Here is a 23,840-nt window from a genome sequence, read left to right as displayed (position 1 = left end):
AGCGGCGTCTCGGCGGCATCGTCTCATTCGCCCGCGTCGTTTCCGGCCAGGCCGGCCAGCAGGGCCCGCTGGGCCGAACGCACGTGTTCTTCGGCCAACTGGGGCAACCGGGTGGTGTCCCGTGCCCGGATCAGTGCGGCGAGTTCGCCGTGCTCCTCGGCGAGCCGGTCGCGGTACTCCTCGGCGCCCAGCCGGATCCGGTGGGACTGGAACAGGTACACCTGTGAGCGCACCGCGTGCCAGGCTTCGAGCAGGCGCCGGTTGCCCGCCGCCTGGTAGATCCGCTCGTGGAACTCGATGTCCAGTGCCAGCAGGCCGGTGGCGGGCCCTTCGTGCCCGGCGGCCATGGCACGGACCAGTCGATCGAGCTCGTCCAGGTGCTCCGGCGCCGCGTGCCGGGCCGCCGTGGTGGCGGCGAGCCGGTCGAGCGCCGCGCGGACGGCGTACACCTCGCGGATGTCGGACTCGGTGAGCTCGATGACCCGGGTGCCCTTGTGCCACACGCTCTGCACCAGGCCCTCGCGTTCGAGGATGGCCAGCCCGTCCCGTACCGAACCGCGGCTGACCTCGAGCGAGGCGGCGAGTTCGACCTCGCGCAGCGCACCGCCCGGCGGGAAACGCCCGGCGAAGATCTCTTCACGGATGCGGTCGGCCGCCTCGTCACCGAGCCCGCGGCGCTGCGCCGGATGCAACATGTCCGAATGTTGACATTGTCGGGCGGGTGGCGTCAAGCTGGGGGAAACCCAAGGAAGGAGCCGCTCATGACGCGCCCGGGATTCCACCTCGCGCTCCCCGTCGACGACCTGGCCCGTGCCCGCGAGTTCTACGGCGGGGTGCTGGGGCTGGCCGAGGGCCGCTCCGACACCGCCTGGGTGGACTGGAACTTCCACGGCCACCAACTCGTCACCCACCTCGTCCCCGGGGCACGCAGCGAATCGGGGCGCAACCCGGTCGACGGCCACGACGTGCCCGTCCCGCACTTCGGGCTCATCCTCACCGTCGGGGACTTCCACGCACTGGCGGACCGGCTGCGGGCGGCGGGCACCGGGTTCGTGATCGAGCCGTACCAGCGCTTCGCCGGCGAACCGGGGGAGCAGTGGACCATGTTCCTGCACGACCCCGCCGGAAACGCACTCGAGTTCAAGGCGTTCCGCGACGAGTCGCAGTTGTTCGCGAAATGAGCCGGGGCGTTCTGGTCACCGGCGCGGCATCCGGGCTGGGCCGCGCGGTCGCGCGCGCGTTCGCCGCGCGGGGTGACCGGGTGGCCGTGCATTTCCACTCCGGCGAAGCCGCCGCGCGGGAGACCCTGGATTCCCTGCCCGGCAGCGGTCACGTCCTGGTGCCGGGCGAGCTGCCCGGGGACGCCCGGACCATCGCGGAGTCGGCGGTGGCGGCACTGTCCGGAGTGGACGTTCTCGTGAACAACGCCGCCCTCGCCACCTCAGCCGAGACCGCGCACCCGCTCGCCGAGGCGGATTTCGGGCAGTGGCAACGGGTGTGGCGGCGCTCGGTCGAGGTCAACCTGCTCGGGGCCGCCGATCTCACCTACTGGGTCGCCCGGGACATGATCGCGCGGAAGGCGGGCGGCAGCATCGTCAACGTCGGCTCCCGCGGCGCCTTCCGCGGCGAGCCGGACCATCCCGCTTACGGCGCGACCAAGGCCGGTCTGCACGCACTCGGCCAGTCACTGGCCGTTTCCCTTGCTCCGCACGGCATCGCGGTCACCTCGGTGGCTCCCGGCTTCATCGAAACCGAGCGGGTCGCCGGGCGGCTGGCCGGGGAAAGCGGAGACCGGCTTCGCGCGCAGAGCCCGTTCGGGCGAGTCGCCCGGCCCGAGGAGATCGCCGACGCGATCGTGTACCTGGCCGAGCCCGGTTCGGTGTGGGCGTCGGGCGCCGTCCTCGACCTCAACGGCGCCTCCCACCTGCGCAGCTGACCGCCAAGGCGGCCCACTGGCCGTGCCGTGAAGGGTCCCTTCACGGTCTCATCGACTGTGAAGGGACCCTTCACGGCCCCGTCCGCGGGGAGACTCAGCCGTTCCGGTGGGCCAGGCGGATGATGACGGCCTTGGACACGGGAGTGTTGGACTTCTTCGCCACGGAGTCCAGCGGCACCAGGGCGTTTGCCTCGGGGAAGTACGCCGCGGCGCAGCCGCGCGCGGTGGGGTAGGCCACCAGCAGGAAACGTTCCGCCCGGCGCTCGGTGCCCTCCCATTCCGAGACAACGTCGACCACCTCCCCTTCGGCGAAGCCGAGTTCGGCGAGGTCCTCGGCATGCACCAGCACCACCCGGCGGCCGTCCTCGATGCCGCGGTAGCGGTCGGACAGGCCATAGATCGTGGTGTTGTACTGGTCGTGGCTGCGCAGCGTCTGCAGCAGCAGCCTGCCTTCGGGGACCCGCGGGTATTCCAGCTCGCTGGCGGTGAAGTTCGCCTTCCCGGTCGCGGTTTCGAACCGCCGCTCGTCGCGCGGCGGGTGCGGGAGCACGAAACCGTCCGGTTCGCGCACGCGCTTGTTGTAGTCCTCGCAGCCGGGCACCACGCGGGCGATGCGGTCGCGGATGAGGTCGTAGTCCCGGGCGAACTCCGCCCACGGCACCGGGTGGTCCGGGCCGAGCAGGGTGCGCGCCAGCCGGCAGATGATCGACACCTCCGACAGCAGTTCGTCGCCCGCCGGCCGCAGGCGGCCCCGTGAAGCGTGCACGCACGACATCGAGTCCTCGACCGTGACGAACTGTTCGCCGGAGGCCTGCACGTCACGCTCGGTGCGGCCCAGCGTGGGCAGGATCAGCGCGGTCCTGCCGTGCACCACGTGGGACCGGTTCAGCTTCGTCGACACGTGCACGGTGAGCTCGCAGGCGCTCAGCGCGCGCTCGGTGAGCTCCGAATCCGGGGTGGCGGCGGCGAAGTTGCCGCCCATGCCGATGAACACCTTCGCGGCGCCGTCGCGCATCGCGCGGATCGAGTCCACCGTGTCCAGCCCGTGCTTGCGCGGCACCGCGATGCCGAACTCCGTCTCCAGTGCCGAGAGGAACCGTTCGGGCATCTTCTCCCAGACACCCATGGTCCGGTCGCCCTGGACGTTCGAGTGCCCGCGCACGGGGCACAGCCCGGCACCCGGCCTGCCGATCATGCCGCGCAGCAGGGCGACGTTGGTGATCTCCTGGATGGTCGCCACCGCGTGCCGGTGCTGCGTCACGCCCATCGCCCAGCAGTACACCGTGCGCCGCGACCCGGCGATCAGGCGTGCGATCTTTTCGATCTGCTCGCGGGGCAGCCCGGTGGCGCGGTCGATCTCGGCCCAGTCGATCTCGCGCAGGTTGCGGGCGTAGTCGTCGAAGCCGTGCGTCGAGCCGTCCACGAACTCCTTGTCCACCACCGTGCCCGGGGCGGCGTCCTCCCAGGACAGCAGCAGGTGCCCGATGGCCTGGAAGAGGGCGAGGTCGCCGCCGAGGCGCACCTGCGCGAACTCGTCGGCGAGCGCGGTGCCCTTGCCGAGAACCCCGCGCGGGCTCTGCGGGTTCTTGAACCGCATCAGGCCCGCTTCCGGCAGCGGGTTCACCGCCACGATCTTCGCGCCGTGCGACTTCGCCTTCTCCAGCGCGGACAGCATGCGGGGGTGGTTGGTGCCCGGGTTCTGCCCGACCACCACGATCAGGTCCGCCTGGTGGATGTCGGCGAGGCTGACCGAGCCCTTGCCGATTCCCGTCGTCTCCGACAGCGCGGTACCGGAGGACTCGTGGCACATGTTCGAGCAGTCCGGAAGGTTGTTCGTGCCGAACGAGCGGACCAGGAGCTGGTAGAGGAAGGCGGCCTCGTTGCTGGTGCGCCCGGAGGTGTAGAACAGCGCTTCGTCCGGAGTGGACAGTGCGCGCAGGTGCCGCGCGATCAGTTCGAAGGCGTCGTCCCAGGAGATCGGCTCGTAGTGCGCGGCCCCCTCCCGCAGCACCATCGGATGGGTCAGCCTGCCCTGCTGCCCGAGCCAGTAGTCGGTCCTGCCCGCCAGCTCGGCCACCGGATGGGCGGCGAAGAACTCCGGTCCGACGCGGCGTTTCGTCGCCTCTTCGGCGACCGCTTTCGCCCCGTTTTCGCAGAATTCGGCGAGTTTGCGGTGTTCTCCCGCGGAGCCCTGCGGCTCCGGCCAGGCGCAGCCCGGGCAGTCGAACCCTTCCCGCTGGTTCAGCAGGCGCAAGGTGCGCACCGTGCGGGAGGTTCCCATCTGCTCGACGCTGCGCAACAGCGACACGGCCACCCCGGGCACACCGGCCGCCCAGGTCTTGGGCTGGTGGACTTCGAGGCGGGCCTCGTCGACGTCGTTCTTGGGCGCGTTCCTGGTCACCGCGTTATTGTTCGTCCTGGATTCGTTCAGGGCGAGTACGGATTTTCCGCAGTGCCCGATCGAACACCGTCACCGACAGCAGCAGCAAGCCCGCCCCGGCCAGCGCCCACGCCAGATGGTGCAGTCCGGCGGAGGTGGCCCGGCCGCCGAAACACAGCGCGATCAGCGTCGACGCGCCGGTCGCGGCCAGGTACTGGGCGGTGCGGAACAGGCCGCTGGCGGTGCCGATCGCCTCGGCCGGAGCCTGCTGGTAGAGCGCCGTCTGGTTGGTCACACTGGTCAGTCCCTGGCCGAGGCCGAAGACCGCGGCGACGCCGACCAGCACCGGCAGCCAGGTCTTCGTGTCGAGGAACAGCAGCAGCGCCGAACCGGTCAGCAGCGCGAGCGAGTTCATGATCAGCCGTCCCCACAGGCCCTGGGGCCTGCCCGAGGCGCCCGCGGCGAGCAGCGCGACCGCGGACATGGGCAGCAGCAGCGCCCCGGCCGCGGATTCGCTGAGTCCCCGCACCGATTCCAGCCACTGCACGTAGCCGAACATGATCGCGTACACGATGAGGAAGGCCAGTGCCTGGCGCAGATAGGTGCGCAGCAGCGGCCCGTTGGCGGTGAGCATGCGCAGGTCCACGAACGGTTTGCGGGACCGCCATTCCACGCGGGCGAACACCGCCGCGAGGAGCACGGCGGCACCGAGCAGGTACAGCCGCCCCACCGCCGGTTCCATCACGAACAGCAGCAGGGCCAGCAGGACGGCGGAGAACAGGGCGATACCCAGGACGTCGACCGGCTCCCGGCTCGCCGCCGGACGCACCTCGTCGCGAGGCACCCACAGCAGGGCGAGCACCAGGGAAACGGTGGCCAGCGGGATGTTCACCGCGAAGATCGCCGGCCAGCCCGCCAGGCCGATCAGCACCCCGCCGAGGGCCGGACCGATCACCATGACCGTCTGCGCGGACATCGCGAGGACGGACAGCACGCGGCTCGGCACCCCTTCGCCCGCCGCGTCCGCCCTGGCCCTCAGTACCGCCATCGCCGCCGGGAAACCCGCACAGGTGCCCAGGCCGAGGACCACGCGCACGCCGATCAGCCAGTCCAGCGAGAACGCGAGCAGCCCGCCGATCCCGGCCACCAGCACGAGGAGCGCCCCGCCGAGCAGTACCCGCCGCGCGCCGAACCGGTCCACCAGCAGCCCGACCACCGGCTGGCCGACCGCGGTGGCGAGGTAGAGCGAGGTGATCAGCCAGGCGGTGTGCTCCGGGCCCGCCCCGAAGGTCCGGCCGATCGGGACCAGCGCCACCGCGATCAGAGTCGAGTTGACGGGGTTGAGCACCGCGCCCGCCACCAGGGGCAGCACCACGCGGGGGCCGAAGAGGGTCCGGTTTCCGGTCGCGGTTCGCGCTGCCGTCGTCTTGACCACTCCTTATCGCTGAGCCACGCGCCGCAGCAGGGGCAGCGCCTTGGCGAGGGTTTCGCGTTCCTCGGCGGTCAAGGTGGACAGCGCCTGCGCGAGCCATTCCTCGCGGTTCTGGCTCACCCCGCGCACCGTCTTCTCGCCCAGTTCGGACAGCGAGAGGATCACGCGCCGCCCGTCCCGGGGATCGCGGGCCCGGTCGAGAAAGCCCAGTTCGTCCAGGACACCCAGGGTCGCGGCCATCGACTGCTGGCGGACGTGCTCGGCCGCGGCGAGTTGCGCCTGCGTGGCCGGGCCGTCGCGGTACAGGCGGCCCAGCACGGCGGACTGCGACGGGGTGAGGACCCCCGCGTTGTCGACCTGGCGCAGGCGCCGGTGCAGTTGACCGATCACGCCGCGCACCCCGCCGGCGAGGTGCGCGACCTCGGACGACACCCTGCTCATAAACCCAGCCTAGGCTGTTCAGTCCACTCTGTTCAATCCGCCGCACGGGGGCCGTGAGGGGTGGCCTCGGCTCGTGGTCAGTGGCAGGTGTCCTGGGTCGGCATCGGCTGGTTCGGGTCGAACTCGCCCGGTTCCGGCGTCGCGCTGGTCACCGCGACACTCCGCTCGCTGAACGCGGGAGCCAGGAAGCCCTCGTCGGAGGCCCGGCACGCGGCCGCGGTCAGGTACAGGTGATTGCCGTCCGGCCACAGTCCCGAGTCGTTCTTCGTGAACTCGCCCGCCGAACGCACGGTGTAGTCGCCCTCGACACGCACGAAGGGTTCCATGTCGCCGGGGCCGCTGACGGTCCGGTTTCCCGGGTCGAAGGCGTAGGCGACGACGAAACTCGCGTGCACCACGAGTTCGCCGCGGCGGCCGGCGCGACTGGTCAGGGTTCCGTTCATCCGGGGCAGCACCGGCAGCAGGTGGTATCCGTCGGCCAGCAGGGTCACGTAGGAAAGCGCGTGCGACCGGTCGGAGCCGGTGAGGTACGGCGTGAGCCAGTCGCGGGCGCTGGGAGCCAGGCCCGCCAGATAGCGGTCCGTGTGGTGCGCGGAAAGGACATCCGGGTCGAGGAAGGCCAGGTCGATCGCGTGCAGCACCTGGGTGAGCGCGTCCGAAACCTGCTTTTCGGAGAAGGTGCCCACCTGCGTCGCCTGCGGGACGGCCAGTCCGGCGAGGCCCTGTCCCCAGTTCTGGGCCGGGGTGTGGTCGAAGGGGTGGCTCAGATCCACCGCACCCCAGTAGGGCAGGTCGCTCGGCGCCGGTGCGGTGGTGGTACCCGCCCGGCTCGGCGCGGGTTGCGAGCTCTTGCCGGAGTAGTGGTCGGAGGTCGCCACACCCCAGCGGTAGAAGGCGAATCCGCCTCCGGCGAGGACGGCGAGCACGACGGCCGTCAGCGCCAGGCGCCTGCCCCGGCCGGTCCGCCGCTGCCGGCGCCGCAGTTCCTCCCGCGCCGTCTTCATCGCCCGGCGCTGCCACTCGGGATCCTGCAGATCCGGATGCGATTCGATGTCGTACTCGTCCACTCGCGCCGCTTTCGCTCGAAAACCGTCCTCCGGAAATCGGTGATCACTCGCCGGTGTTACGGCTCGTCGGCCGATTCCCGGGATTCGCGGCAGGACTGGGCGAGTGCGGCGAGCTCGGGGCGTTCCGCGCCGGTACGGACCACCAGGTGGGTGGCCATCACCGGGGCCGGGTTCCGCAGGGGGCGGAACACCACGCCGGGCACCGGCAGCTGACGGGCGTGCGGCTCGTAGAACACCGTCCACGCCGCCTTCCCGAACGCGATCGCGGCCAGGGTGTCCTGCGAGGTGGTGAAGTCCTTGCCGAACACCGGCTCGAAGCCCGCTTCGCGGCAGCTGGCCACCATCAGGTCGTACAGCACCGGGTTCCGTGTCCGGGGCGACAGCCGCAACGGCAGGCCCGCCAGTGCCGCGATTTCGATCTCGCCACGCAGCGCGAGCGGATGCGCGGCGGGCAGTGCCGCGAGCACGCGGTCGGTCCAGACCGGGATCAGCCGGAGTTCGGGGCGGTCCCATTTCCCCCGCACGAGCGTCGCGTCCAGTTCTCCGGAGCGCACCGCCCTCAGCCGTTGCTCGGTCGGCGCGTGGACCAGTTCCACCTGCGTGGCGGGGCAGTGGTGGGAAAACCGCGCGAGCAGGCGGTCGAGGCGGGTGCCGAGGCCGTCGCTCGTGCCGAGTCGCACCGTGCCCGCCTGCTCCGCCCGCAGGCTGCCGATCGCCTCCTTGGCCCGCGTTTCGGCCGCGATCACCGCACGGGCATGGGGGACGAGGCGTTTTCCGGCCTCGGTCAGGGTGACCGTGCGCGTGGTGCGGTCGAACAGGCTGACCCCCAGCTCCCGTTCCAGCCGCCGCAGCTGCTGGCTCACCGCGGGCTGGCCGATGTGGAGCCGTTCGGCGGCACGCCCGAAGTGCAGCTCTTCGGCCACGGTCAGGAAGTACCGCAACTGCCGCAGCTCCACGCCCACCCCATTCATCACGACTCGTGATCAGTGTAGGAGCGGATCGCGTCTTGGTCCGCGCCCCCGCTTCGGATTTCCTGGAGGCATGTTTCACCAGGATCTCTACTACGAAGACCAGGGACGCGGCCCTGCGCTGCTGTTCCTGCACGGCTGGGGAACGAGCAGCCGGGTGTGGAACGCGCAACTGCCCGAATTCGTCCGCGACCACCGGGTGGTCACGGTCGACTGGCGCGGTTGCGGCCGCTCCGCCCGCCCCGCCGGGGGCAACGACACCGCGACCGTCGTGGCGGACACGCTCGGGCTGCTCGACGCGCTGGAGATCGGGCAGGCCGTGCTGATCGGGTCCTCGATCGGTGCCACGTTCGCCACGGAACTGGCGTTGCGCCATCCGGAACGCGTCTCGCGGGTGGTGGCCGTGGACGGGCCGTCCTACTGGCCTTCGACGGGCATGCCGCTGGAAAAGCTGGCCTCGGGGCTCAGGGACGACCGCGCCGCCACGCTCGCCGGCTGGGTCCCGAACTGGTATGCCCCCGGCACCTCCGGGGCGCTGATCGACTGGACGGTGCGGCAGATCCTCGACGCCGGCCCCTACATCGACGCGCACATCCTCGAAGCCGGTACCTACGATCCGCGCCCGTCGCTGCCGTCCCTGAAGGTGCCGGTCAGCTACGTGCACGGCGAACTGGACGCGGAAATCCCGCTGGAGGTGCCGGAAACCTGCGCGAGCCTGGTGCCCGACGCGACACTGACCGTGGTGCGGGGCAGCGGCCACATGCCGCAGCAGGAACGTCCCGCCGAGTTCAACGCCGCGCTGCGCGCGGTGCTTTGAGGGAGTTGCCCATGCCCAAGGTGAATCTGCGCATCAGCGGCGGCGACGTCTCGGTGCACTACGACGTGACGGGCAGCGGTCCCGGGCTACTGCTGATCCACGGAACCGGGGCCACGCGCGAGCAATGGGCGCCGCTGGTCGAGGCGGTGCGGGACCGGTTCACCGTGGTGGCCCCGGACTACTCCGGATCGGGGCTGACCACCGATCACGGCGGGCCGCTGACCGTGGAGGACCTGGCGGCGGAGATGCTCGCCGCGGCCTCGGACGCCGGTCTGGACCGCTTCCACGTGGTCGGGCACTCGCTCGGCGCGGCGGTCGCCGCGCACCTCGCGGGGACCCGGCCCGAGAAGGTGGCTTCGCTGGTTCTGCACGCGGGGTGGGTCCACACCGACGCCCGCCTGGACGCCGAATTCCGGCTCTGGCTGGAGGTGCTGGACACCGCTCCCGGACTGTTCGCGCGGATGCTGCCGCTGATGGCCTTCGGGACGCGCTACTGGTCGGCCGCGGACGCCGCCTCCAACGAGGCGGTGGTGGCGGCACTGGCGGCCAACCTGGCGCCGGGAGTGGCGCGGCAGACCGAAGTGGACCGGACCGTCGACCTCCGCGCGGTGCTCCCGGCGATCACCGCGCCGACCCTGGTGCTCGCCAGCGCCCAGGACCGGCTGATCCCGGCGGCCCAGCAGCGCGAACTGCTCGCCCGGATCCCGCGGACGCGCTACGCGGAGGTGGACGCGGGCCACGGGGCGCACGCCGAGCACCCGGAGGCGTTCTGGGGTCTGGTGACCGCTTTCCTGGACGAACAACTGCCTGCCGTGCCGCACGCAGCGTCCACGAGGTAAGCCGGACCTGCGGCGGGAAGCGGGTTGCAGTTTCCCCGCACCGCTACCCAAGCCACTTTGATCCAGGTCCTAGGACAGCTCGGTGCGGGAGTGGGTGAGGGAGGCTTGGATGATCCGTGCCATCCCCGCCATTCCGGTGAAGAGAGGGTGGTAGGACGCGGCCCAGGGCAGCATGTCCTTGCCGTTGATCCAGGCCTCGCCGCCGGTGGCACAGGCGTCGTGGCCCAGCGACGGCGTGAAGGTGTCCACGTAGGACGTACGACGGTCGGTGGACGCGGCGCTCGCGACCGCCGCGTTAAGCGCTTCCTCCACGCTGTTGAGCCACGCGTAGTCGCCGTCGGCGAACGGCAGGATGTCCGGGCAGGTGCCGCTGGGCGGCGCGATGCGCGGGTACCCGATCGCCAGGACCTTCGCGCGCGGGGCACGCCGGTGGATCAGCGCCAGTACCCGGGTGATGTTGCCCTGCGTGCGGGTGATCGCGGCCTTGAGCGTGTCCACCCCGTCGACGGTGAAATGCCGCTGGCAGGGGTTTCCGGTGGGATCGCTCGCGCGCAGCCCGGGACAGGTGCCGATGATGCTGCCGAACACGCTGTAGTCGTTGCCGCCGATGCCCAGCGTCACCAGGTCGGTGTCCGGGCGCAGCGCGTCGAGCTGCGGCGGGTTGGGCCCGAACAGCACGTCCTGCGGGGCCGTCATGTTCGTGGTGTCGGCCCCGCTGCAGCTGACGTCGGTGAAGGAACCGGCCCTCAGCCGCACGGCGAGCTGTGCCGGATAGTTGGAAGTGGACCGGAAGCAGCCCAGCGGATCGAGCCGTTGCAGGGGGATGAGCGGGCCCGCGGTGTAGGAGTCGCCGAGGGCGACGTAGTGCCGGAACCGGCGGGTGGCCGCGTCGGCGGCCAGCGACGAGACCAGCGAGGTGCAGACCACGAGGGTGGTGACAAGGCTGACGAAGAGGCTCCGGCGGGCGCGCATGGCTTTCTTCCTAGCCTGTGCGCCCGCCGGGCGGCGCCGCCGTTCGGGTGGCGTTACCCCGGGATACTCCGAAGGTGGGAGCCCGGAAGGCTTACCGGTAGGCGGACTGTCCGGTGAGGAGCTGGCCGAGGACCAGCGTGTGGATCTCCTCGGTGCCCTCGTAGGTCAGCACCGACTCCAGGTTGTTGGCGTGCCGGATGACCGGGTATTCCAGGCTGATTCCGTTGGCGGCCAGGATGGTCCGCGCGGTGCGGGCGATGTCGATCGCGGTGCGTACGTTGTTCAGCTTGCCGAAGCTGACCAGCTCGGGCGGCAGCTCGCCGTGGTCCTTGCGGCGGCCGAGGTGCAGCGCGAGCAGCAGCCCCTTGTTCAGCTCCAGCGCCATGCCGACCAGTTTCTGCTGCGTCAGCTGGAAAGCGCCGATCGGCTTGCCGAACTGCTCGCGGCTGGTGGCGTAGTCCAGTGCGGTCTCGTAGCAGGAACGCGCTGCCCCGAGCGCGCCCCACAGGATGCCGTAGCGCGCCTCGGCCAGGCAGGACAGCGGGCCGCGCAGGCCGGTCACACCGGGCAGTACGGCGTCGGAGGGCAGGCGCACGTCTTCGAGCACCAGTTCCGCGGTCGCCGACATCCGCAGCGACATCTTGTGCTTGATCTCGCGCGCGGTGAAGCCGGGCGTGCCCGCCGGGACCAGGAAACCGCGGATGCCCTCCTCCGTCCGTGCCCAGACCACCGCGATGTCGGCGAAGGTGCCGTTGGTGATCCACATCTTGGCGCCGTTGAGGACCCAGTCGGAGCCGTCGCGCCGGGCCGTGGTGCGCATGTCGCCGGGGTCGGAGCCGCGGTCCGGTTCGGTCAGGCCGAAACAGCCGATCTTCTCCCCGCGGGCCATCGCGGGCAGCCACCGCTCCTTCTGCTCCTCCGAGCCGTACTTCCAGATCGGGAACATCGCCAGCGAGCCCTGTACCGACACGAAGCTGCGCAACCCGGAGTCACCGGCCTCCAGTTCGAGGCAGGCCAGGCCGTAGGCGGTGGCGTTGGTGCCGGCGCAGCCGTAGCCGGTCAGGTGCATGCCGAGCAGACCCAGTTCGCCGATCCGGCCGACGAGGTGGCGCGGGAACTCGGCGTCCTCGAACCACTGGCCCGCGTGGTCGGCCACCTCCTTGCCCACGAAGGCGCGCACGGTGTCCGCGATCTGCCGCTCCTCTTCACCGAGCAGCTCACGGATGCCGAGAAGATCACGGGGGTCGGGGCGGCTCATGGCTGTGTCCTCACTGTTTCGTCCTGCAGGTTCCGCCTCGCCAGCGCGAGTTCCCGCGCGGCGGGCCCGTCTTCGATGACCGTCCCCAGCGCGCACAGCGTCGCTTCCTGCCGCCGGGGGCCGACGAGCTGGGCACCGACGGGCAGTCCGGCCGCGCTGAGCCCGGCGGGCACGGTCAGCGCGGGATGACCGCCGACCGAGGCGAGCGCGGTCAGCCGGTAGTAGGCGTTTTCGACGTCTTCGGCCCGTCCGCCGAGTTCGACCGTTTCCTCGTCGAGCCGGGCGGCGGTGACCGGCACGGTCGGCAGCAGCAGCGCCCCCACGTCGCCGAACACGGCGTCGACCTCCGCGCGGATCGCGGCGGCCAGTTCCCTGGCCCGCTCGTAGTCCGAGACGGACACTTCGGACCCCGCGCGCAGCAGCCCGGCGGCACGGCCCGCCAGTCCCGAGGGGTCCCGCCGGTATTCGGCCCACCACTGGCGGGCCGATTCGAACAGCATCGTGGTGTATCCGGCCGTGCGGGCGTGCCGGGCCGCGAGCGGAAGATCGACCTCGACGATCTTCACGCCGGCCGCGCGCAGGGTGGCGGCCGCCTCCTCGACGAGCCGCACGACCTCGGGGTCGCATTTTCCAGCCCACAGGTGCACGGGAAGACCGACGGTCAGGTCCGCGAGGGCGGGTACGGGTTCGATGGCGCCGCCGAGAAGCCCGTGCAGGCGCAGGCAGTCGGCGGCGGTGGCCGCGATCGGCCCCACCGTGTCCATGGACGGGGTGACCGGGGTGATCCCCCGCAGGTCGAGGGTGCCGTGGGTGGGGCGAAGGCCCGCCACCCCGCACAGCGCCGCCGGGATGCGGATCGAACCGCCGGTGTCGGTGCCGAGCGCGACCACGGTCGCGCCGGTGGCCACGGCGACCGCCGAGCCGCCGCTCGACCCGCCCGCGTCGCGTGACGGGTCCCACGGGTTTCCGCAGCCGGGCGTGCGGCCCGACCAGGCCAGTTCCGGCACGGTGGTGCGGGCGACCGCGGCATAGCCCGCGGCGCGCAGCCGCGCCCACACCGGGGCGTCCATTCCGGCGATGCGGTGGCCGAGGCCGGGTGTGCCGTTGCGGACCGGCTGGCCCGCCACGTCGATGAGGTCCTTCACGGCTGCCGGGATACCCGGCTCGGCATAGGTTTCGACGAAGGCCCCGAGTTCTTCCGCGCGCCGCAGCGCGGCGGCGGGCCGTCCGGTCCGGGCGATCCACTCTGATCCGCTCACCCTGTGTTCATAGCACCTCGAGGGCCCCGTTACTAAGCCCCCGCTTAGCCGGCCCGGTAAACGAGCAGGTAGCGCCAGAACAGGAGCGTGCGCACGGTGCTGCCGGGCAGCAGCGTGGCCGAGCCGCGGCGGACCTCGGCCATCGAGAGGTCCGGGTCCCGCACCGGCGCGACGGCGACGTGGTCTCCGCCACCGTTGAGCCGGTCCCCGGCCGCGACCACCAGCCTGGCGGGGACGTTCAGCAGCGGGGCCGCCAGCAGCCACTTCCCCAGGTCGCGGGCGGAGCTCGGGAGTGCCAGGCCGAGGACCGCGAGCACGCCACCGGGGGCGAGTGCGCGCCGCAGCTTCGTCACCGTCTCGAACGGCATGTGGTGCAACGCCGCCAGGCACGAGATGAAGTCGTAGTGGCCTTCGGGAAGCCCGGCGCGGGTGACGTCCTCGCAGCGGTAGGTGATCTTGCCGGGGCTCGTTGCGCACGCGGCTTCGATCGCTTCCCGTGCCGGGTCGATGCCTTCGACGGCCAGGCCGGTCGCGGCGAGTTTCCGCGTGAACTTTCCCGTGCCGCAGCCGACATCCAGCGCGGTGCGCGCTCGCGCGGGCACTTGGCGCAACAGCAGCGGGTGGTAGTGGTCGTTGTGGTTGAAGGGCACGGCGCCAACCTGCCACAACGGCGAACGTAGACTCTGGGATGTGGAAGAGGACTACCCAGCCGAGCTGTCCCGTGGCGACAACTTCGTGGCCGGACCTCTGCCCGACGAGCCCGGAGAGGTCCCCGCTGCCGACCTGGAGGAGATCGAACGGCAGGCCCGGCGCGACCTTCTGGTGGTCGAAGCGGAACTGAACCAGCGCTGGCCGGAGACCAAGATCGAGCCCTCGCTGTCGCGCATCGCCGCACTGGCGAGTGTGCTGGGTGACCCGCAGCGGACCTATCCGGTGCTGCAGGTGGCGGGCACCAACGGCAAGGGGTCCACCGTCCGCATGATCGACGCGCTGCTCACCAGGATGGGCCTGCGCGTCGGCCGCTACACCAGCCCGCACCTGCAACTGGTCACCGAGCGCATCGCGCTGGACGGCGTCCCGATCCCGGCCTCGAAGTACGTCGACACCTATCGCGACATCGCGCCGTACGTGTCCATGGTGGACAGTGCGGGCGGGCCGCCGATGAGCAAGTTCGAGGTGCTGACCGGGATGGCGTTCGCCGCCTTCGCGGACGCGCCGGTGGAGGCCGCGGTGATCGAGGTGGGGCTCGGCGGCACCTGGGACGCCACGAACATCGTCGACGCCCAGGTGGCGGTGATCACCCCGATCGGCATCGACCACGTCGAGTATCTGGGCAGCGACCTGAGCAAGATCGCGGCGGAGAAGGCGGGCATCATCAAGCCCGGCAGCGTCGCGGTGATCGCGGATCAGGAGCCCGAGGCGCTGCGCGTGCTGCTGGAGCGCGCCGTCGAGGTGGACGCGACGGTGGCCAGGGCGGGCAGCGAGTTCGGCGTGCTGCAGCGGGAGGTCGCCGTCGGCGGCCAGTTGCTCAGGCTGCAGGGCCTCGGCGGTGTCTACGACGAGATCTTCCTGCCGCTGCACGGTGAGCACCAGGCGAACAACGCGGCGCTGGCGCTGGCGGCGGTCGAGGCGTTCTTCGGGGCGGGCAAGGACCGGCAGCTCGTGGTGGAGGCGGTGCGTGAGGCCTTCGCCGAGGTCGAGACGCCGGGCAGGCTGGAGCGGGTCCGCTCCGCGCCGACCGTGCTGCTCGACGCGGCGCACAACCCGCACGGCGCCCGGGCACTGGCCGCCGCGATCGGCGAGGAGTTCGCCTTCCGGCGGCTCGCCGCGGTGGTCGGCGTGATGGGGGACAAGGACGCCCGCGGCATCCTGGAGGCACTGGAGCCGGTCGTGTCGGACCTCGTGGTGACCCGCAACTCCTCGCCCCGCGCCATGCCGCTGGACGAGCTGTACGAACTGGCCGTGTCCGTGTTCGGGGAGGACCGCGTGGTGGCGGAGCCCAGCCTGGAGGCCGCGGTGGAGGCCGCGGTCGCCCTGGTGGAGGAAAGCGACGACCCGGACGAGCCGCTGGCGGGCGGCGGGGTGCTGGTGACCGGCTCGGTGGTCACGGCGGGCGAAGCCCGGACACTCTTCGGAAAGGAGCCCGCGTGAGCGACACTGGCGGGAGCCCCGCTCACGGCGGGCGATCGGGTGCGGGTGTCCCGCAGGACACAGGAGCCCGCGTGAGCGACACTGGCGGGTCTGTGGACACCGGGGCGCGGCCTCCGGCTAAGGATCCGATGAAGTCCTTCCGGGGTGTGATGGCGGGTGCGCTGATCCTGGAGGCGATCACGGTGGGCCTGGCGGTGCCCGTGGTGGCCCGGCTGGGCGGCGGCGTGGGCACCGGCAAGGGCTGGGCGGTGATCGGCATCGCGGTGGCGCTGGTGGTGCTCTGCGGGCTGCTGAAGCGGTCGTGGGTGGTGCCGGTCATCCTGGCGCTGCAGGTGGGGCTGATCTCGTTCTTCTTCACGCTGCCCGCGGTCGCGATCATCGGTCTGCTGTTCCTGGCGTTCTGGGTGTGGGCGTTGTGGTTGCGCCGTGACGTGGCGCGCCGGATGGCGGCGGGGACGCTGCCCAGCCAGCGGCGGTGAGCGAGCGCGAAGGCGAGACGTTCCGGCGTGAGGACTGGTATGCCGAGGAACTGGAAGCGGTGCACTACACGCGCTGCTCGTTCCACGAGGTGGATCTGACCGAGGCGTCGAGCCGGGGTGCGGTGTTCACCGAATGCACGTTCGGCAATGTGCGGTTCAACGCCTCCCGTCACGTCGATTCGGCCTTCGTGGGCTGCACGTTCAAGCGGTGCAACTTCTTCGACGCGGAGTTCGAGGGGTGCAAGCTCGTGGGCAGCCAGTTCCAGCAGTGCGTGGTGCGGCCGATGCGCGTGATGGGCGGGGACTGGTCGTTCGTGGCGTTGCCGGGCGCGGATCTGCGGGGTTCGTCGTTCCAGTCCCTGCGGATGCGGGAAGTGGATCTGACGGGGGCCAACTGCGCGGAGGCGGTGCTGTCGGGGGTGGATCTGTCGGGTGCCCAGTTGCACAGTGCCAAGTTCACCCGCTGTGATCTGCGGGGGAGTGACCTGCGGTCGATGGACCCGCTGACGGTGGAGCTGAGCGGTGCCCTCATCACGCCCGCGCAGGCCGTGGTGCTTGTGCGCAGCCTGGGCCCGGACGTCCGGGAGGCTGAGTCTGCCGCGGCATTCTGAGAGCACTATCAGAAAACGAGAGCATTGCTCTTGACTCGGATCGTGGTTCGCGCGATGCTGGTCGCATGAGAGCGCTGCTCTCGAATGCGACTAGTGTTCACGGAGGAATCGTGGAAGTACGGACCAAGCCGGGCATCACGCGCCTGAACGCCGCGGCACTGGCCGTGGCCGGAGTGCTGTTCGCCGTCTACCCGATGGTGCGCCCCTACTCGGACGAGACGACGCTGGCCGGAGCGGCCGCGATGGCCTCACCGGCCTGGATCGTCGCGCACCTCGCCGCTGTCGCGGGCTTCATCCTGATCCCGTTCGGCCTGCGGGCGCTGGACGGCGCGCCCGGGCGCGCGGCGCTGGTGGCGAGCTGGCTCGGCGCGGGGCTCACCCTGCCCTACTACGGCGCCGAGGTGTTCGGTGCGAACGCGATCGGGCGGCGGGCCCTCGACACCGGTGACCAGTCGCTGCTGCGGGTCGTCGACGCGATGCGGTTCAACCCCGCTGCGGCCACCCTGTTCGCGGCCGGGCTGCTGCTGCTGGCGGCGGCGGGGATCCTCACCGCGGTGGCCGTGGGGCGGGCCGGGACGTTCCGCTGGGCCGGTATCCCCTTCGCGCTCGCGTTCGCCCTGTTCATTCCCCAGTTCTTCGGCTCGCCCGCGCTCCGCGTCGCGCACGGCCTGCTGACCGCACTGGGCTGCCTGCTGCTCGCCTTCGCCGTAACCCGTTCACCGGCCGTAAAGCCGGAATTGACCTCGCCGACCGGGACGCTGGTTACAAACCGGTCATGACCGAACAGACCCGAAGAACCCTGCTCAAAACCGGCATCGTGACGGCCGGTGCGCTCGCTGCGGGGGCGCTGGGCGGACCCACCGCCGCCGCGCTCGTCCGCCGGGACCGCCCGGTGCTGACCCACGGCGTGCAGGCGGGCGATGTCACCGCCGACTCCGCGATCATCTGGACGCGGGCGGACCGTCCCTCCCGCATGATCGTGGAGGTCGCCCGCGACGAACGCTTCGCGCACGCGCGGCGGCTGACCGGGCCGCTGCTCACCCCCGGCACCGGCGGGACCGGCAAACTGTGTGTCCCGGCGCTGCCCGCGGGGTCGGAACTGCACTACCGCGTCACGGCCGAATCCCTCGACGGGCGGGCCGTGAGCGAGCCGCTGACCGGCCGGTTCCGCACGGTGCCCGCCGGCCGTTCGGACGTCCGGATCCTCTGGTCCGGCGATGTCGCGGGCCAGGGCTGGGGCATCAACCCGGACCTCGGCGGGATGACCGCCTACGCGGCGATGGCCGCGCGCGAGCCGGACCTGTTCCTGCACAGCGGCGACACGGTGTACGCCGACGGGCCGCTGAAGGAAACGGTGACCCTCGCCGACGGGCGGGTCTGGCGCAACATAGTCACTCCGGAAAAGTCCAAAGTGGCCGAAACCCTCGACGAATACCGCGGGCAGTTCGCCTACAACCTGCTCGACGAAAACGTGCGGGCCTTCGCCGCTTCGGTGGCGAGCTACGTGCAATGGGACGACCACGAGGTGCTCAACAACTGGTACCCGGGCGAAATCCTCGATCTTCCCCAGTACACCGAAAAGCGCGTCGACGTGCTGGCCCAGCGCGCATTCCAGGCCTTCCACGAATGGCATCCGATCGACGCGAAGCAGGCCGTCGACGGACGTGTGTTCCGCAGCTTCCGCTACGGGCCCCACGTCGAGGTGTTCGTGCTCGACATGCGGACCTACAAGGACGCCAACACCTCCGACGTCACCAAGCCCGGTTCCATTCTCGGGGAACGGCAGGCGCGGTGGCTCGTGGACGGACTGGCCCGCAGCACCGCCACCTGGAAGCTGGTGCAGGCGGACCTGCCGATCGGGCTCGTGGTGCCCGACGGCAAGGACATCGAGGGCGTCGCCAACGGCCTGGCGGGCGCGCCGGGCGGGCGTGAGAGCGAACTGGCCGGGGTGCTCCGGGAGATTGCGCGCCGCAGGGTGCGCAACGTGGTCTGGCTGACCGCCGACGTGCACTACACCGCGGCCCACCACTACTCGCCCGACCGCGCCGCGATCGGCGATTTCGACCCGTTCTGGGAATTCGTTTCCGGGCCGTTGCACGCGGGCGCGTTCGGGCCGAACAAGCTCGACCCCACCTTCGGCCCCGAGGCGGTTTTCGTGCACGCCCCGCCGGCCCCGAACACCTCGCCGATGGACGGTTTCCAGCATTTCGGCGAGCTGAACGTGGACGGTGCCAGCGGTGAACTGACGGTGTGCTTGAGGGACGGAAAGGGTGTTTCGCTGTGGTCGGCCACCCTGCGCCCGCAGCGTTCGAGGGGAAGCCGTTAGGCTGCGTTCAGCAGGTTTCGATGACGAGCGGTTAATCGAGGAGTAACAGAGTCGTGAGTGAACGCACGCTGGTCCTGGTCAAGCCCGACGGCGTGAAGCGCGGCCTCGTGGGCGAGGTCATCGCGCGGATCGAGCGCAAGGGCCTGACGCTGGCCGCGCTGGAACTGCGGAACGTGCCGCGCCCGGTGGCCGAGGAGCACTACGCCGAGCACAAGGACAAGCCGTTCTTCGGCGAGCTGCTCGAGTTCATCACCTCGGGCCCGGTCGTGGCCATCGCCGTCGAGGGCCCCCGCGCGATCGCCGCCTTCCGCCAGCTCGCCGGCGGTACCGACCCGGTCGCCAAGGCCACCCCGGGCACCCTGCGCGGCGACTTCGCCCTCGAGACGCAGTACAACCTGGTGCACGGGTCGGACTCGCCGGAGTCGGCCGAGCGGGAACTCAAGCTCTGGTTCCCGGACCTGTGACCCTCCCGTGAGGGCCCTTCACGGTCGTTCCGGCCGTGAAGGGCCCTCACGGTTTCCAGGGCGCCCGCTCCCAAAAGCGGTCGAGTTCTGTCGGTGGTTCGTCCTAGTGTGCGAGATGTGGACGAAGACACGACCATGGTGCGGGCCAAGGCGCTGGTGAAGCGCTTCGGCGGTTTCGAGGCCGTCCGGGGGATCGACGTCGAAGTGCGGCGCGGGGAGGCGTTCGGCTTCCTCGGCCCCAACGGCGCGGGCAAGTCCTCCACCATGCGCATGATCGCCTGCGTGTCCCCGCGCAGCGACGGCGATCTCCGGATCCTCGGCCTGGACCCGGACACCGACGGCCCCCGCATCCGCGCCCGGCTGGGCGTGGTGCCGCAGCAGGACAACCTCGACACCGAGCTGACCGTGCGGCAGAACCTCCAGGTCTACGCCCGCTACTTCGGCCTGTCGCGGGCGCAGGCCCGCGCCAAGGCCGCCGAACTGCTCGAGTTCGCCCAGCTCGCCGACCGCGCGGACGACGAGGTGGAACCGTTGTCCGGCGGGATGAAGCGGCGGCTCACCATCGCCCGCTCACTGGTCAACGATCCCGAGCTCCTGCTGCTCGACGAGCCGACCACCGGGCTCGACCCGCAGGCCCGGCACCTGCTGTGGGACAGGCTGTTCCGGCTCAAGGCGCAGGGCGTGACGCTCATCGTCACCACCCACTACATGGACGAGGCCGAGCAGCTGTGCGACAGGCTGGTCGTGATGGACGGCGGCCGGATCGTCGCGGAGGGCTCACCGGCCGAGCTGATCTCCCGCTATTCCACCCGCGAGGTGCTCGAACTGCGGTTCCCGCCCGGCGAGGAGGCACCCCTGGCCGCGGTGGCCGATCTGGCCGAACGCGTGGAGGTCCTGCCGGACCGGCTGCTCCTCTACACCGCGGCGGGGGAGGCGGCGCTGGAGCAGGTGCACGTCCGCGGCATCCGGCCCCTGTCGAGCCTGGTCCGCCGCAGCAGCCTGGAGGACGTCTTCCTCCACCTCACCGGCCGGACGCTGGTGGACTGATGACGACGGGATCGACGACGGCATCGGTGACATCGGCGGGCCGGGTGGTCGGGCCGTGGCGGGCGGCCCTGCTGCGCGTGGAAGCGAACCTGTCCTGGTACCGCCGGTACTGGAAGTCCACCCTGTACTCCTCGGGGCTGCAGCCGCTGCTGTTCCTCCTGGCCATGGGCCTCGGCTTCGGCTCGCAGGTGCCGGCGGGCCCGGCCACCGGCGGACTGTCCTATCTGCACTACATCGCCCCGGCGCTGCTGGTGTCCGCGGCACTGCAGCAGGGCGTGGCCGAGTCGACGTACCCGGTGCTGTCCGGGTTCAAATGGCAGAAGGACTACCTCGCCGTGACGGCCACCCCGGTCACCCCGGGACAACTGCTCGGCGGCCATCTCGCGTGGGTGGGCCTGCGGATACTGCTGTCCAGCGTGGTGTACGCGCTGATCGCGCTCGCCTTCGGCGCCTGGCTCAACGCGGGCCTGGTGGCGGTGGTCGTCGTGGGGGTGTTCACCGGGCTGGCGTGCGCCGCCCCGGTCACCGCCTTCGCGGCCACCACCTTCGACGAGGGCACCCGGTTCAACGGGCTGTTCCGGTTCGGCGTGATCCCGATGACGCTGTTCGCCGGAACCTTCTTCCCGATCGCGCAGATCCCGCTCGCCCTGCGCTGGCTGGCCTGGATTTCCCCGCTCTGGCACGGAAACGAGCTGGCACGCGGGGTCACTCTCGGCGGGCTGGGAATCTGGGCCGCGCTCGGGCACGTCGCGTATCTCACGGCGCTGCTGGCGATCGGGATCTTCCTCGCCCGCAAGTACTTCTACCGACGGCTGGTGGTCTGAAATGACGGTGCTGCACCAGAGGCGGCCCGGGCCGCTGCTGCGGATCCTGCCGCCTGGGCTCTACGCGGGCCGGGCGAGCAAGCTCGTCGAGCGCTCGATCCTCGCCTACTCGCGGATGTGGCTCGTCTTCGTCTCCGGCGTCTTCGAGCCGCTGTTCTACCTGATCGCCTTCCGGATCGGGTTCGGCAGGCTGGTCGGCGACGTGGCCGGGCCTGATGGCAGGCCGATCAGCTACGTCGCCTTCGTCGCCCCCGCGCTGCTGGCGTCCTCGGCGATGAACGGCGCCGTCCTCGACTCCACGTACAACATGTTCTTCAAGATCCGCTACGCGAAGACCTACGACGCGATGCTGGCCACCCCGATCGGCCCGCTGGACATCGCGATCGGGGAAATCGCCTGGGCGGTGCTGCGCGGCGGCCTGTACGCGGTGGCGTTCTTCGGCGTGATGCTTGGCATGGGCCTGGTCACCTCGCCGTGGACGGTGCTGATCATCCCGATCGCCCTGCTGGTCGCGTTCGCCTTCGCGGCCATCGGCATGGCCTGCGCCACCTTCCTGCGTTCGCCGTCCCAGTTCGACTACATCCAGCTCGTCGTGATGCCCCTGTTCCTGTTTTCCACCACGTTCTACCCGCTGTCGGTGTACCCGGGGGCGATCCGCGTGGTGGTGCAGTGTTCGCCGCTGTACCACGGGGTGGAGCTGATGCGCGAGGTGTCGGCCGGGCTGCTGCGGCCGGACATGCTGGGGCACCTGGCCTATCTGGTGGCACTGGCGGCGTTCGGGGTGTGGGCGGCGTCGCGCCGGATCACCCACCTGCTCCTGCGGTGAGCGCGGCCCGCGCGTCGACCATGCCGTGGCCGTAGAAGCCGTTGTAGGCGGTGTAGCCGGTGCAGTAGGCGTCCTGGTGCCCGTCGCCGGTGAGGTCGTAGTCCGCGGGGCAGGGCATCGGGCGGGCCGTGCGGTACAGCGCCTCGCGCAACTGCCTGGGCCCGTAGCCGGGATGCGCCGAGGCGAGCAGCGCGGCGACCCCGCTCACGTGCGGCGCCGCCATGGACGTGCCGCACAGGGGCGCGTACCCGCCGCCGGGCACCGTGGACAGCACGCAGTCGTGGCCGTCACCACCGGGGGCGGCCAGGCCGATCACGCCGAGCCCGTAGGAGCTGTAGCCGGCCTTCACCTCGCCACGGCCCACCGCCGAGGTGGTTACGACGTCGCGCAGCCCGGCGGGGAGCGCTTCGCAGCCTGTGGCGGGTGGTGGCGTGGTGCCGGCACGGGGGGAGGGGGTCAGGTTCGCCGCGTCGTTCGTGGCGGCCGCCACGGTGAGGGTGCCCGAGAGGGCCGCGTACTCCACCGCCCGCGCGAGGGCTTCGTGCACCACGGCGTAGTCCTCGCGCCGGGCGCAGGCCAGGCCCCACGGGTTGACGGAGAAGCTGCTGTTGACGACCTTCATGTGCCGTGCGGCCGCCCACATCAGCCCGCATACCGCCGCTTCCGGCGTGACGTACCCGCGGTCGTCGATGACCTTCACCGAGGCGACCCGCACCCCGGGTGCCACCCCGGTCACCCCGCGGCCGTCGTCGGCCGCCGCGATGATGCCCGCCACGTGGGTGCCGTGCGCGGAGGCCGTCGGCCGCCAGGCCGGTTCCCCGGGATCCGGCATCCCGGTCAGGCAGCCCGCCGACTCCTCGCGTGCGACCGCGTGCGCCAGATCCGGATGGTTCGCGTCGATGCCCGAGTCCAGCACCCCGACCACCACGTCCGGATCGCCCGGAGTGACCGATCTCGCCTGCGGGGCGTTGATCACGGCCATGTCCCACTGCTCGCCCGTCCGGTCGGGCTCACCCGCCCGGGGGATCTGGTCGAAGGCCGCTTCCGCCTGGCCGGAGGGCACGGCCGTCCGGTACGCCTGCGCGCTGAAGGCACGCGCGGGGCCGATCCGCGCGGGAAAGGCGGGATCGGCCGAAACGGCCACCCCCACGCTGATTTGGGGGTAGTAACCGGTGGAGCTCCCGCACGCGGCCCGCACCTGTGCGTCGGCCTGCTCGGGCGGCGTTGCGGGGTCGAAGAGGACCAGATAGCGCAGGGAACGGCCGGCCGGGAAGCAGCCGGCGGCCTCGTCGGCCGAGGCGGGCGGACCCCCGGCCGCGGCGGCGAGCAGGGCCGCGGCCAGCGCTGCGAGCGACCGCCGGAACGTCGTCACTCGGGAAACCTCCTGGGGACCTGCGGTATCAGCCGGACGTTAGGGCAGCCGGCCACGCAGCGACAACCGGAGCGGTCAAGTTCGCCCGGCCGTGGCCGACCCGCCGTCCGGACGGTGAGCACGCGGGCCCCCGGGCCTCGTGTGGGATACTCGAGGTGGCTGCCGAGCCGGAACGCCCACACCATGGTGCGTGCCGGTACCGGTGACCCGGTGACATGCCGGAGGAGCGCCAGGTCGTCGCCGCCCGTGCGGGGCGGCTCGACGACGTGGCAGGCGGAGTGCGAAGCCGCCGGCCCAGCCGGTATGTGACCGAGCGGACCTGCCTCCAGGCGCGTGCCGGTTCTCCCGGCGCCGTCCGGGCGAGAAGGCAC

24 protein-coding genes are annotated in these 23,840 nt (G+C 71.2%); 13 read left to right on the top strand and 11 right to left on the bottom strand.

Going from position 1 to position 23,840, the window contains the following annotated elements:
* Positions 1-23: 23 nt before the first annotated feature.
* The gene (locus tag ORV05_RS24355) at positions 24-695 is read right to left on the bottom strand and encodes a GntR family transcriptional regulator (RefSeq protein ID WP_268754337.1); all 672 of its coding nucleotides are present in this window, start codon (positions 693-695) and stop codon (positions 24-26) included.
* A 66-nt stretch (positions 696-761) separates the two neighbouring features.
* Here ORV05_RS24355 and ORV05_RS24350 point away from each other — a divergent pair, with 66 nt between their 5' ends.
* Together ORV05_RS24350 and ORV05_RS24345 are read left to right on the top strand one after the other, a co-directional pair.
* Positions 762-1,181, top strand: coding sequence for a VOC family protein (locus ORV05_RS24350; RefSeq protein WP_268754336.1), 420 nt, complete (start codon positions 762-764; stop codon positions 1,179-1,181).
* Positions 1,178-1,936 (top strand): SDR family NAD(P)-dependent oxidoreductase, encoded by a 759-nt coding sequence (locus tag ORV05_RS24345; RefSeq protein WP_268754335.1) that lies wholly within the window; start codon positions 1,178-1,180, stop codon positions 1,934-1,936. The genes ORV05_RS24350 and ORV05_RS24345 overlap by 4 nt, the downstream gene beginning before the upstream one ends.
* Positions 1,937-2,030: 94 nt before the next feature.
* Here the strand turns inward: ORV05_RS24345 and ORV05_RS24340 are convergent, their stop codons facing one another.
* From ORV05_RS24340 to ORV05_RS24320, 5 genes are all read right to left on the bottom strand, one after another.
* Complete coding sequence (locus ORV05_RS24340) at positions 2,031-4,337, bottom strand: FdhF/YdeP family oxidoreductase (protein WP_268754334.1); 2,307 nt, start codon at positions 4,335-4,337, stop codon at positions 2,031-2,033.
* Positions 4,338-4,341: 4 nt separating this feature from the next.
* Complete coding sequence (locus ORV05_RS24335) at positions 4,342-5,676, bottom strand: MFS transporter (protein WP_268759879.1); 1,335 nt, start codon at positions 5,674-5,676, stop codon at positions 4,342-4,344.
* A gap of 78 nt (positions 5,677-5,754) precedes the next feature.
* Positions 5,755-6,189: a MarR family winged helix-turn-helix transcriptional regulator gene (locus tag ORV05_RS24330; RefSeq protein WP_268754333.1), complete on the bottom strand. Its 435-nt coding sequence runs from the start codon at positions 6,187-6,189 to the stop codon at positions 5,755-5,757.
* Between the two features lie 77 nt (positions 6,190-6,266).
* Complete coding sequence (locus ORV05_RS24325) at positions 6,267-7,256, bottom strand: hypothetical protein (RefSeq protein ID WP_268754332.1); 990 nt, start codon at positions 7,254-7,256, stop codon at positions 6,267-6,269.
* A gap of 56 nt (positions 7,257-7,312) precedes the next feature.
* Positions 7,313-8,227, bottom strand: a complete 915-nt coding sequence (locus ORV05_RS24320; protein WP_268754331.1) for a LysR family transcriptional regulator — start codon at positions 8,225-8,227, stop codon at positions 7,313-7,315.
* Between the two features lie 70 nt (positions 8,228-8,297).
* Between ORV05_RS24320 and ORV05_RS24315 the strand changes: the two genes are divergently transcribed.
* On the top strand, positions 8,298-9,041 hold the full coding sequence (locus ORV05_RS24315) for an alpha/beta fold hydrolase (RefSeq protein WP_268754330.1): 744 nt from the start codon (positions 8,298-8,300) through the stop codon (positions 9,039-9,041).
* A gap of 11 nt (positions 9,042-9,052) precedes the next feature.
* Positions 9,053-9,880, top strand: coding sequence for an alpha/beta fold hydrolase (locus ORV05_RS24310; protein ID WP_268754329.1), 828 nt, complete (start codon positions 9,053-9,055; stop codon positions 9,878-9,880).
* A gap of 69 nt (positions 9,881-9,949) precedes the next feature.
* On the opposite strand, the gene ORV05_RS24305 is transcribed toward ORV05_RS24310, so the two are convergent.
* From ORV05_RS24305 to ORV05_RS24290, 4 genes are all read right to left on the bottom strand, one after another.
* Positions 9,950-10,852, bottom strand: coding sequence for an SGNH/GDSL hydrolase family protein (locus tag ORV05_RS24305; RefSeq protein ID WP_268754328.1), 903 nt, complete (start codon positions 10,850-10,852; stop codon positions 9,950-9,952).
* A 91-nt stretch (positions 10,853-10,943) separates the two neighbouring features.
* Positions 10,944-12,110, bottom strand: coding sequence for an acyl-CoA dehydrogenase family protein (locus tag ORV05_RS24300; RefSeq protein WP_268754327.1), 1,167 nt, complete (start codon positions 12,108-12,110; stop codon positions 10,944-10,946).
* The gene (locus ORV05_RS24295) at positions 12,107-13,369 is read right to left on the bottom strand and encodes an amidase (protein WP_268754326.1); all 1,263 of its coding nucleotides are present in this window, start codon (positions 13,367-13,369) and stop codon (positions 12,107-12,109) included. The genes ORV05_RS24300 and ORV05_RS24295 overlap by 4 nt, the downstream gene beginning before the upstream one ends.
* 44 nt (positions 13,370-13,413) lie before the next feature.
* Positions 13,414-14,019 carry a class I SAM-dependent methyltransferase gene (locus ORV05_RS24290; RefSeq protein ID WP_268754325.1) on the bottom strand — a complete coding sequence of 202 codons (606 nt, stop codon included), beginning with the start codon at positions 14,017-14,019 and terminating at the stop codon, positions 13,414-13,416.
* A gap of 40 nt (positions 14,020-14,059) precedes the next feature.
* Here ORV05_RS24290 and folC point away from each other — a divergent pair, with 40 nt between their 5' ends.
* The 9 genes from folC (at position 14,060) to ORV05_RS24245 (ending at position 22,097) form a co-directional block, all read left to right on the top strand.
* The gene (gene folC / locus ORV05_RS24285; protein WP_326938082.1) at positions 14,060-15,520 is read left to right on the top strand and encodes a bifunctional tetrahydrofolate synthase/dihydrofolate synthase; all 1,461 of its coding nucleotides are present in this window, start codon (positions 14,060-14,062) and stop codon (positions 15,518-15,520) included.
* Positions 15,521-15,648: 128 nt separating this feature from the next.
* The gene (locus ORV05_RS24280; RefSeq protein WP_268759877.1) at positions 15,649-15,999 is read left to right on the top strand and encodes a DUF4233 domain-containing protein; all 351 of its coding nucleotides are present in this window, start codon (positions 15,649-15,651) and stop codon (positions 15,997-15,999) included.
* Positions 15,996-16,610, top strand: a complete 615-nt coding sequence (locus ORV05_RS24275; RefSeq protein ID WP_268754324.1) for a pentapeptide repeat-containing protein — start codon at positions 15,996-15,998, stop codon at positions 16,608-16,610. Before ORV05_RS24280 ends, ORV05_RS24275 begins: the two co-directional genes overlap by 4 nt.
* A gap of 110 nt (positions 16,611-16,720) precedes the next feature.
* The gene (locus ORV05_RS24270) at positions 16,721-17,389 is read left to right on the top strand and encodes a hypothetical protein (protein ID WP_268754323.1); all 669 of its coding nucleotides are present in this window, start codon (positions 16,721-16,723) and stop codon (positions 17,387-17,389) included.
* A complete protein-coding gene (locus tag ORV05_RS24265; RefSeq protein ID WP_268754322.1) occupies positions 17,386-18,936 on the top strand; it encodes an alkaline phosphatase D family protein in 1,551 nt (516 codons plus the stop codon). The genes ORV05_RS24270 and ORV05_RS24265 overlap by 4 nt, the downstream gene beginning before the upstream one ends.
* A 53-nt stretch (positions 18,937-18,989) precedes the next feature.
* A complete protein-coding gene (gene ndk / locus ORV05_RS24260; RefSeq protein WP_144593369.1) occupies positions 18,990-19,400 on the top strand; it encodes a nucleoside-diphosphate kinase in 411 nt (136 codons plus the stop codon).
* Positions 19,401-19,535: 135 nt separating this feature from the next.
* Positions 19,536-20,447 carry an ABC transporter ATP-binding protein gene (locus ORV05_RS24255; protein WP_268759876.1) on the top strand — a complete coding sequence of 304 codons (912 nt, stop codon included), beginning with the start codon at positions 19,536-19,538 and terminating at the stop codon, positions 20,445-20,447.
* Complete coding sequence (locus tag ORV05_RS24250) at positions 20,447-21,271, top strand: ABC transporter permease (protein ID WP_268754321.1); 825 nt, start codon at positions 20,447-20,449, stop codon at positions 21,269-21,271. Before ORV05_RS24255 ends, ORV05_RS24250 begins: the two co-directional genes overlap by 1 nt.
* 1 nt (position 21,272) lies before the next feature.
* A complete protein-coding gene (locus tag ORV05_RS24245) occupies positions 21,273-22,097 on the top strand; it encodes an ABC transporter permease (RefSeq protein WP_268754320.1) in 825 nt (274 codons plus the stop codon).
* On the opposite strand, the gene ORV05_RS24240 is transcribed toward ORV05_RS24245, so the two are convergent.
* Positions 22,075-23,469, bottom strand: coding sequence for a S8 family peptidase (locus ORV05_RS24240; protein ID WP_407652542.1), 1,395 nt, complete (start codon positions 23,467-23,469; stop codon positions 22,075-22,077). The two genes, ORV05_RS24245 and ORV05_RS24240, sit on opposite strands and share 23 nt — an antisense overlap.
* Positions 23,470-23,840: the final 371 nt, after the last annotated feature.

Source organism: Amycolatopsis cynarae, assembly GCF_026802195.1.
GTDB classification, from domain to species: domain Bacteria; phylum Actinomycetota; class Actinomycetes; order Mycobacteriales; family Pseudonocardiaceae; genus Amycolatopsis_E; species Amycolatopsis_E rhizosphaerae.
Note: the sequence above shows the minus strand (reverse complement) of the source record. Positions and strands in the feature narration are given on the sequence as shown.

Bases quoted from the DNA above. Each gene is read 5' to 3' on its own strand.
- ORV05_RS24350 (WP_268754336.1), top strand. From the start codon at position 762: ATGACGCGCCCGGGATTCCACCTCGCGCTCCCCGTCGACGACCTGGCC.
- ORV05_RS24255 (WP_268759876.1), top strand. From the start codon at position 19,536: ATGGTGCGGGCCAAGGCGCTGGTGAAGCGCTTCGGCGGTTTCGAGGCC.
- ORV05_RS24245 (WP_268754320.1), top strand. From the start codon at position 21,273: ATGACGGTGCTGCACCAGAGGCGGCCCGGGCCGCTGCTGCGGATCCTG.
- ORV05_RS24265 (WP_268754322.1), top strand. From the start codon at position 17,386: ATGACCGAACAGACCCGAAGAACCCTGCTCAAAACCGGCATCGTGACG.
- ORV05_RS24305 (WP_268754328.1), bottom strand. From the start codon at position 10,852: ATGCGCGCCCGCCGGAGCCTCTTCGTCAGCCTTGTCACCACCCTCGTG.
- ORV05_RS24280 (WP_268759877.1), top strand. From the start codon at position 15,649: ATGAAGTCCTTCCGGGGTGTGATGGCGGGTGCGCTGATCCTGGAGGCG.
- ORV05_RS24300 (WP_268754327.1), bottom strand. From the start codon at position 12,110: ATGAGCCGCCCCGACCCCCGTGATCTTCTCGGCATCCGTGAGCTGCTC.
- ORV05_RS24345 (WP_268754335.1), top strand. From the start codon at position 1,178: ATGAGCCGGGGCGTTCTGGTCACCGGCGCGGCATCCGGGCTGGGCCGC.
- ORV05_RS24315 (WP_268754330.1), top strand. From the start codon at position 8,298: ATGTTTCACCAGGATCTCTACTACGAAGACCAGGGACGCGGCCCTGCG.
- ORV05_RS24320 (WP_268754331.1), bottom strand. From the start codon at position 8,227: ATGAATGGGGTGGGCGTGGAGCTGCGGCAGTTGCGGTACTTCCTGACC.
- ORV05_RS24355 (WP_268754337.1), bottom strand. From the start codon at position 695: ATGTTGCATCCGGCGCAGCGCCGCGGGCTCGGTGACGAGGCGGCCGAC.
- ORV05_RS24310 (WP_268754329.1), top strand. From the start codon at position 9,053: ATGCCCAAGGTGAATCTGCGCATCAGCGGCGGCGACGTCTCGGTGCAC.
- ORV05_RS24330 (WP_268754333.1), bottom strand. From the start codon at position 6,189: ATGAGCAGGGTGTCGTCCGAGGTCGCGCACCTCGCCGGCGGGGTGCGC.
- ORV05_RS24250 (WP_268754321.1), top strand. From the start codon at position 20,447: ATGACGACGGGATCGACGACGGCATCGGTGACATCGGCGGGCCGGGTG.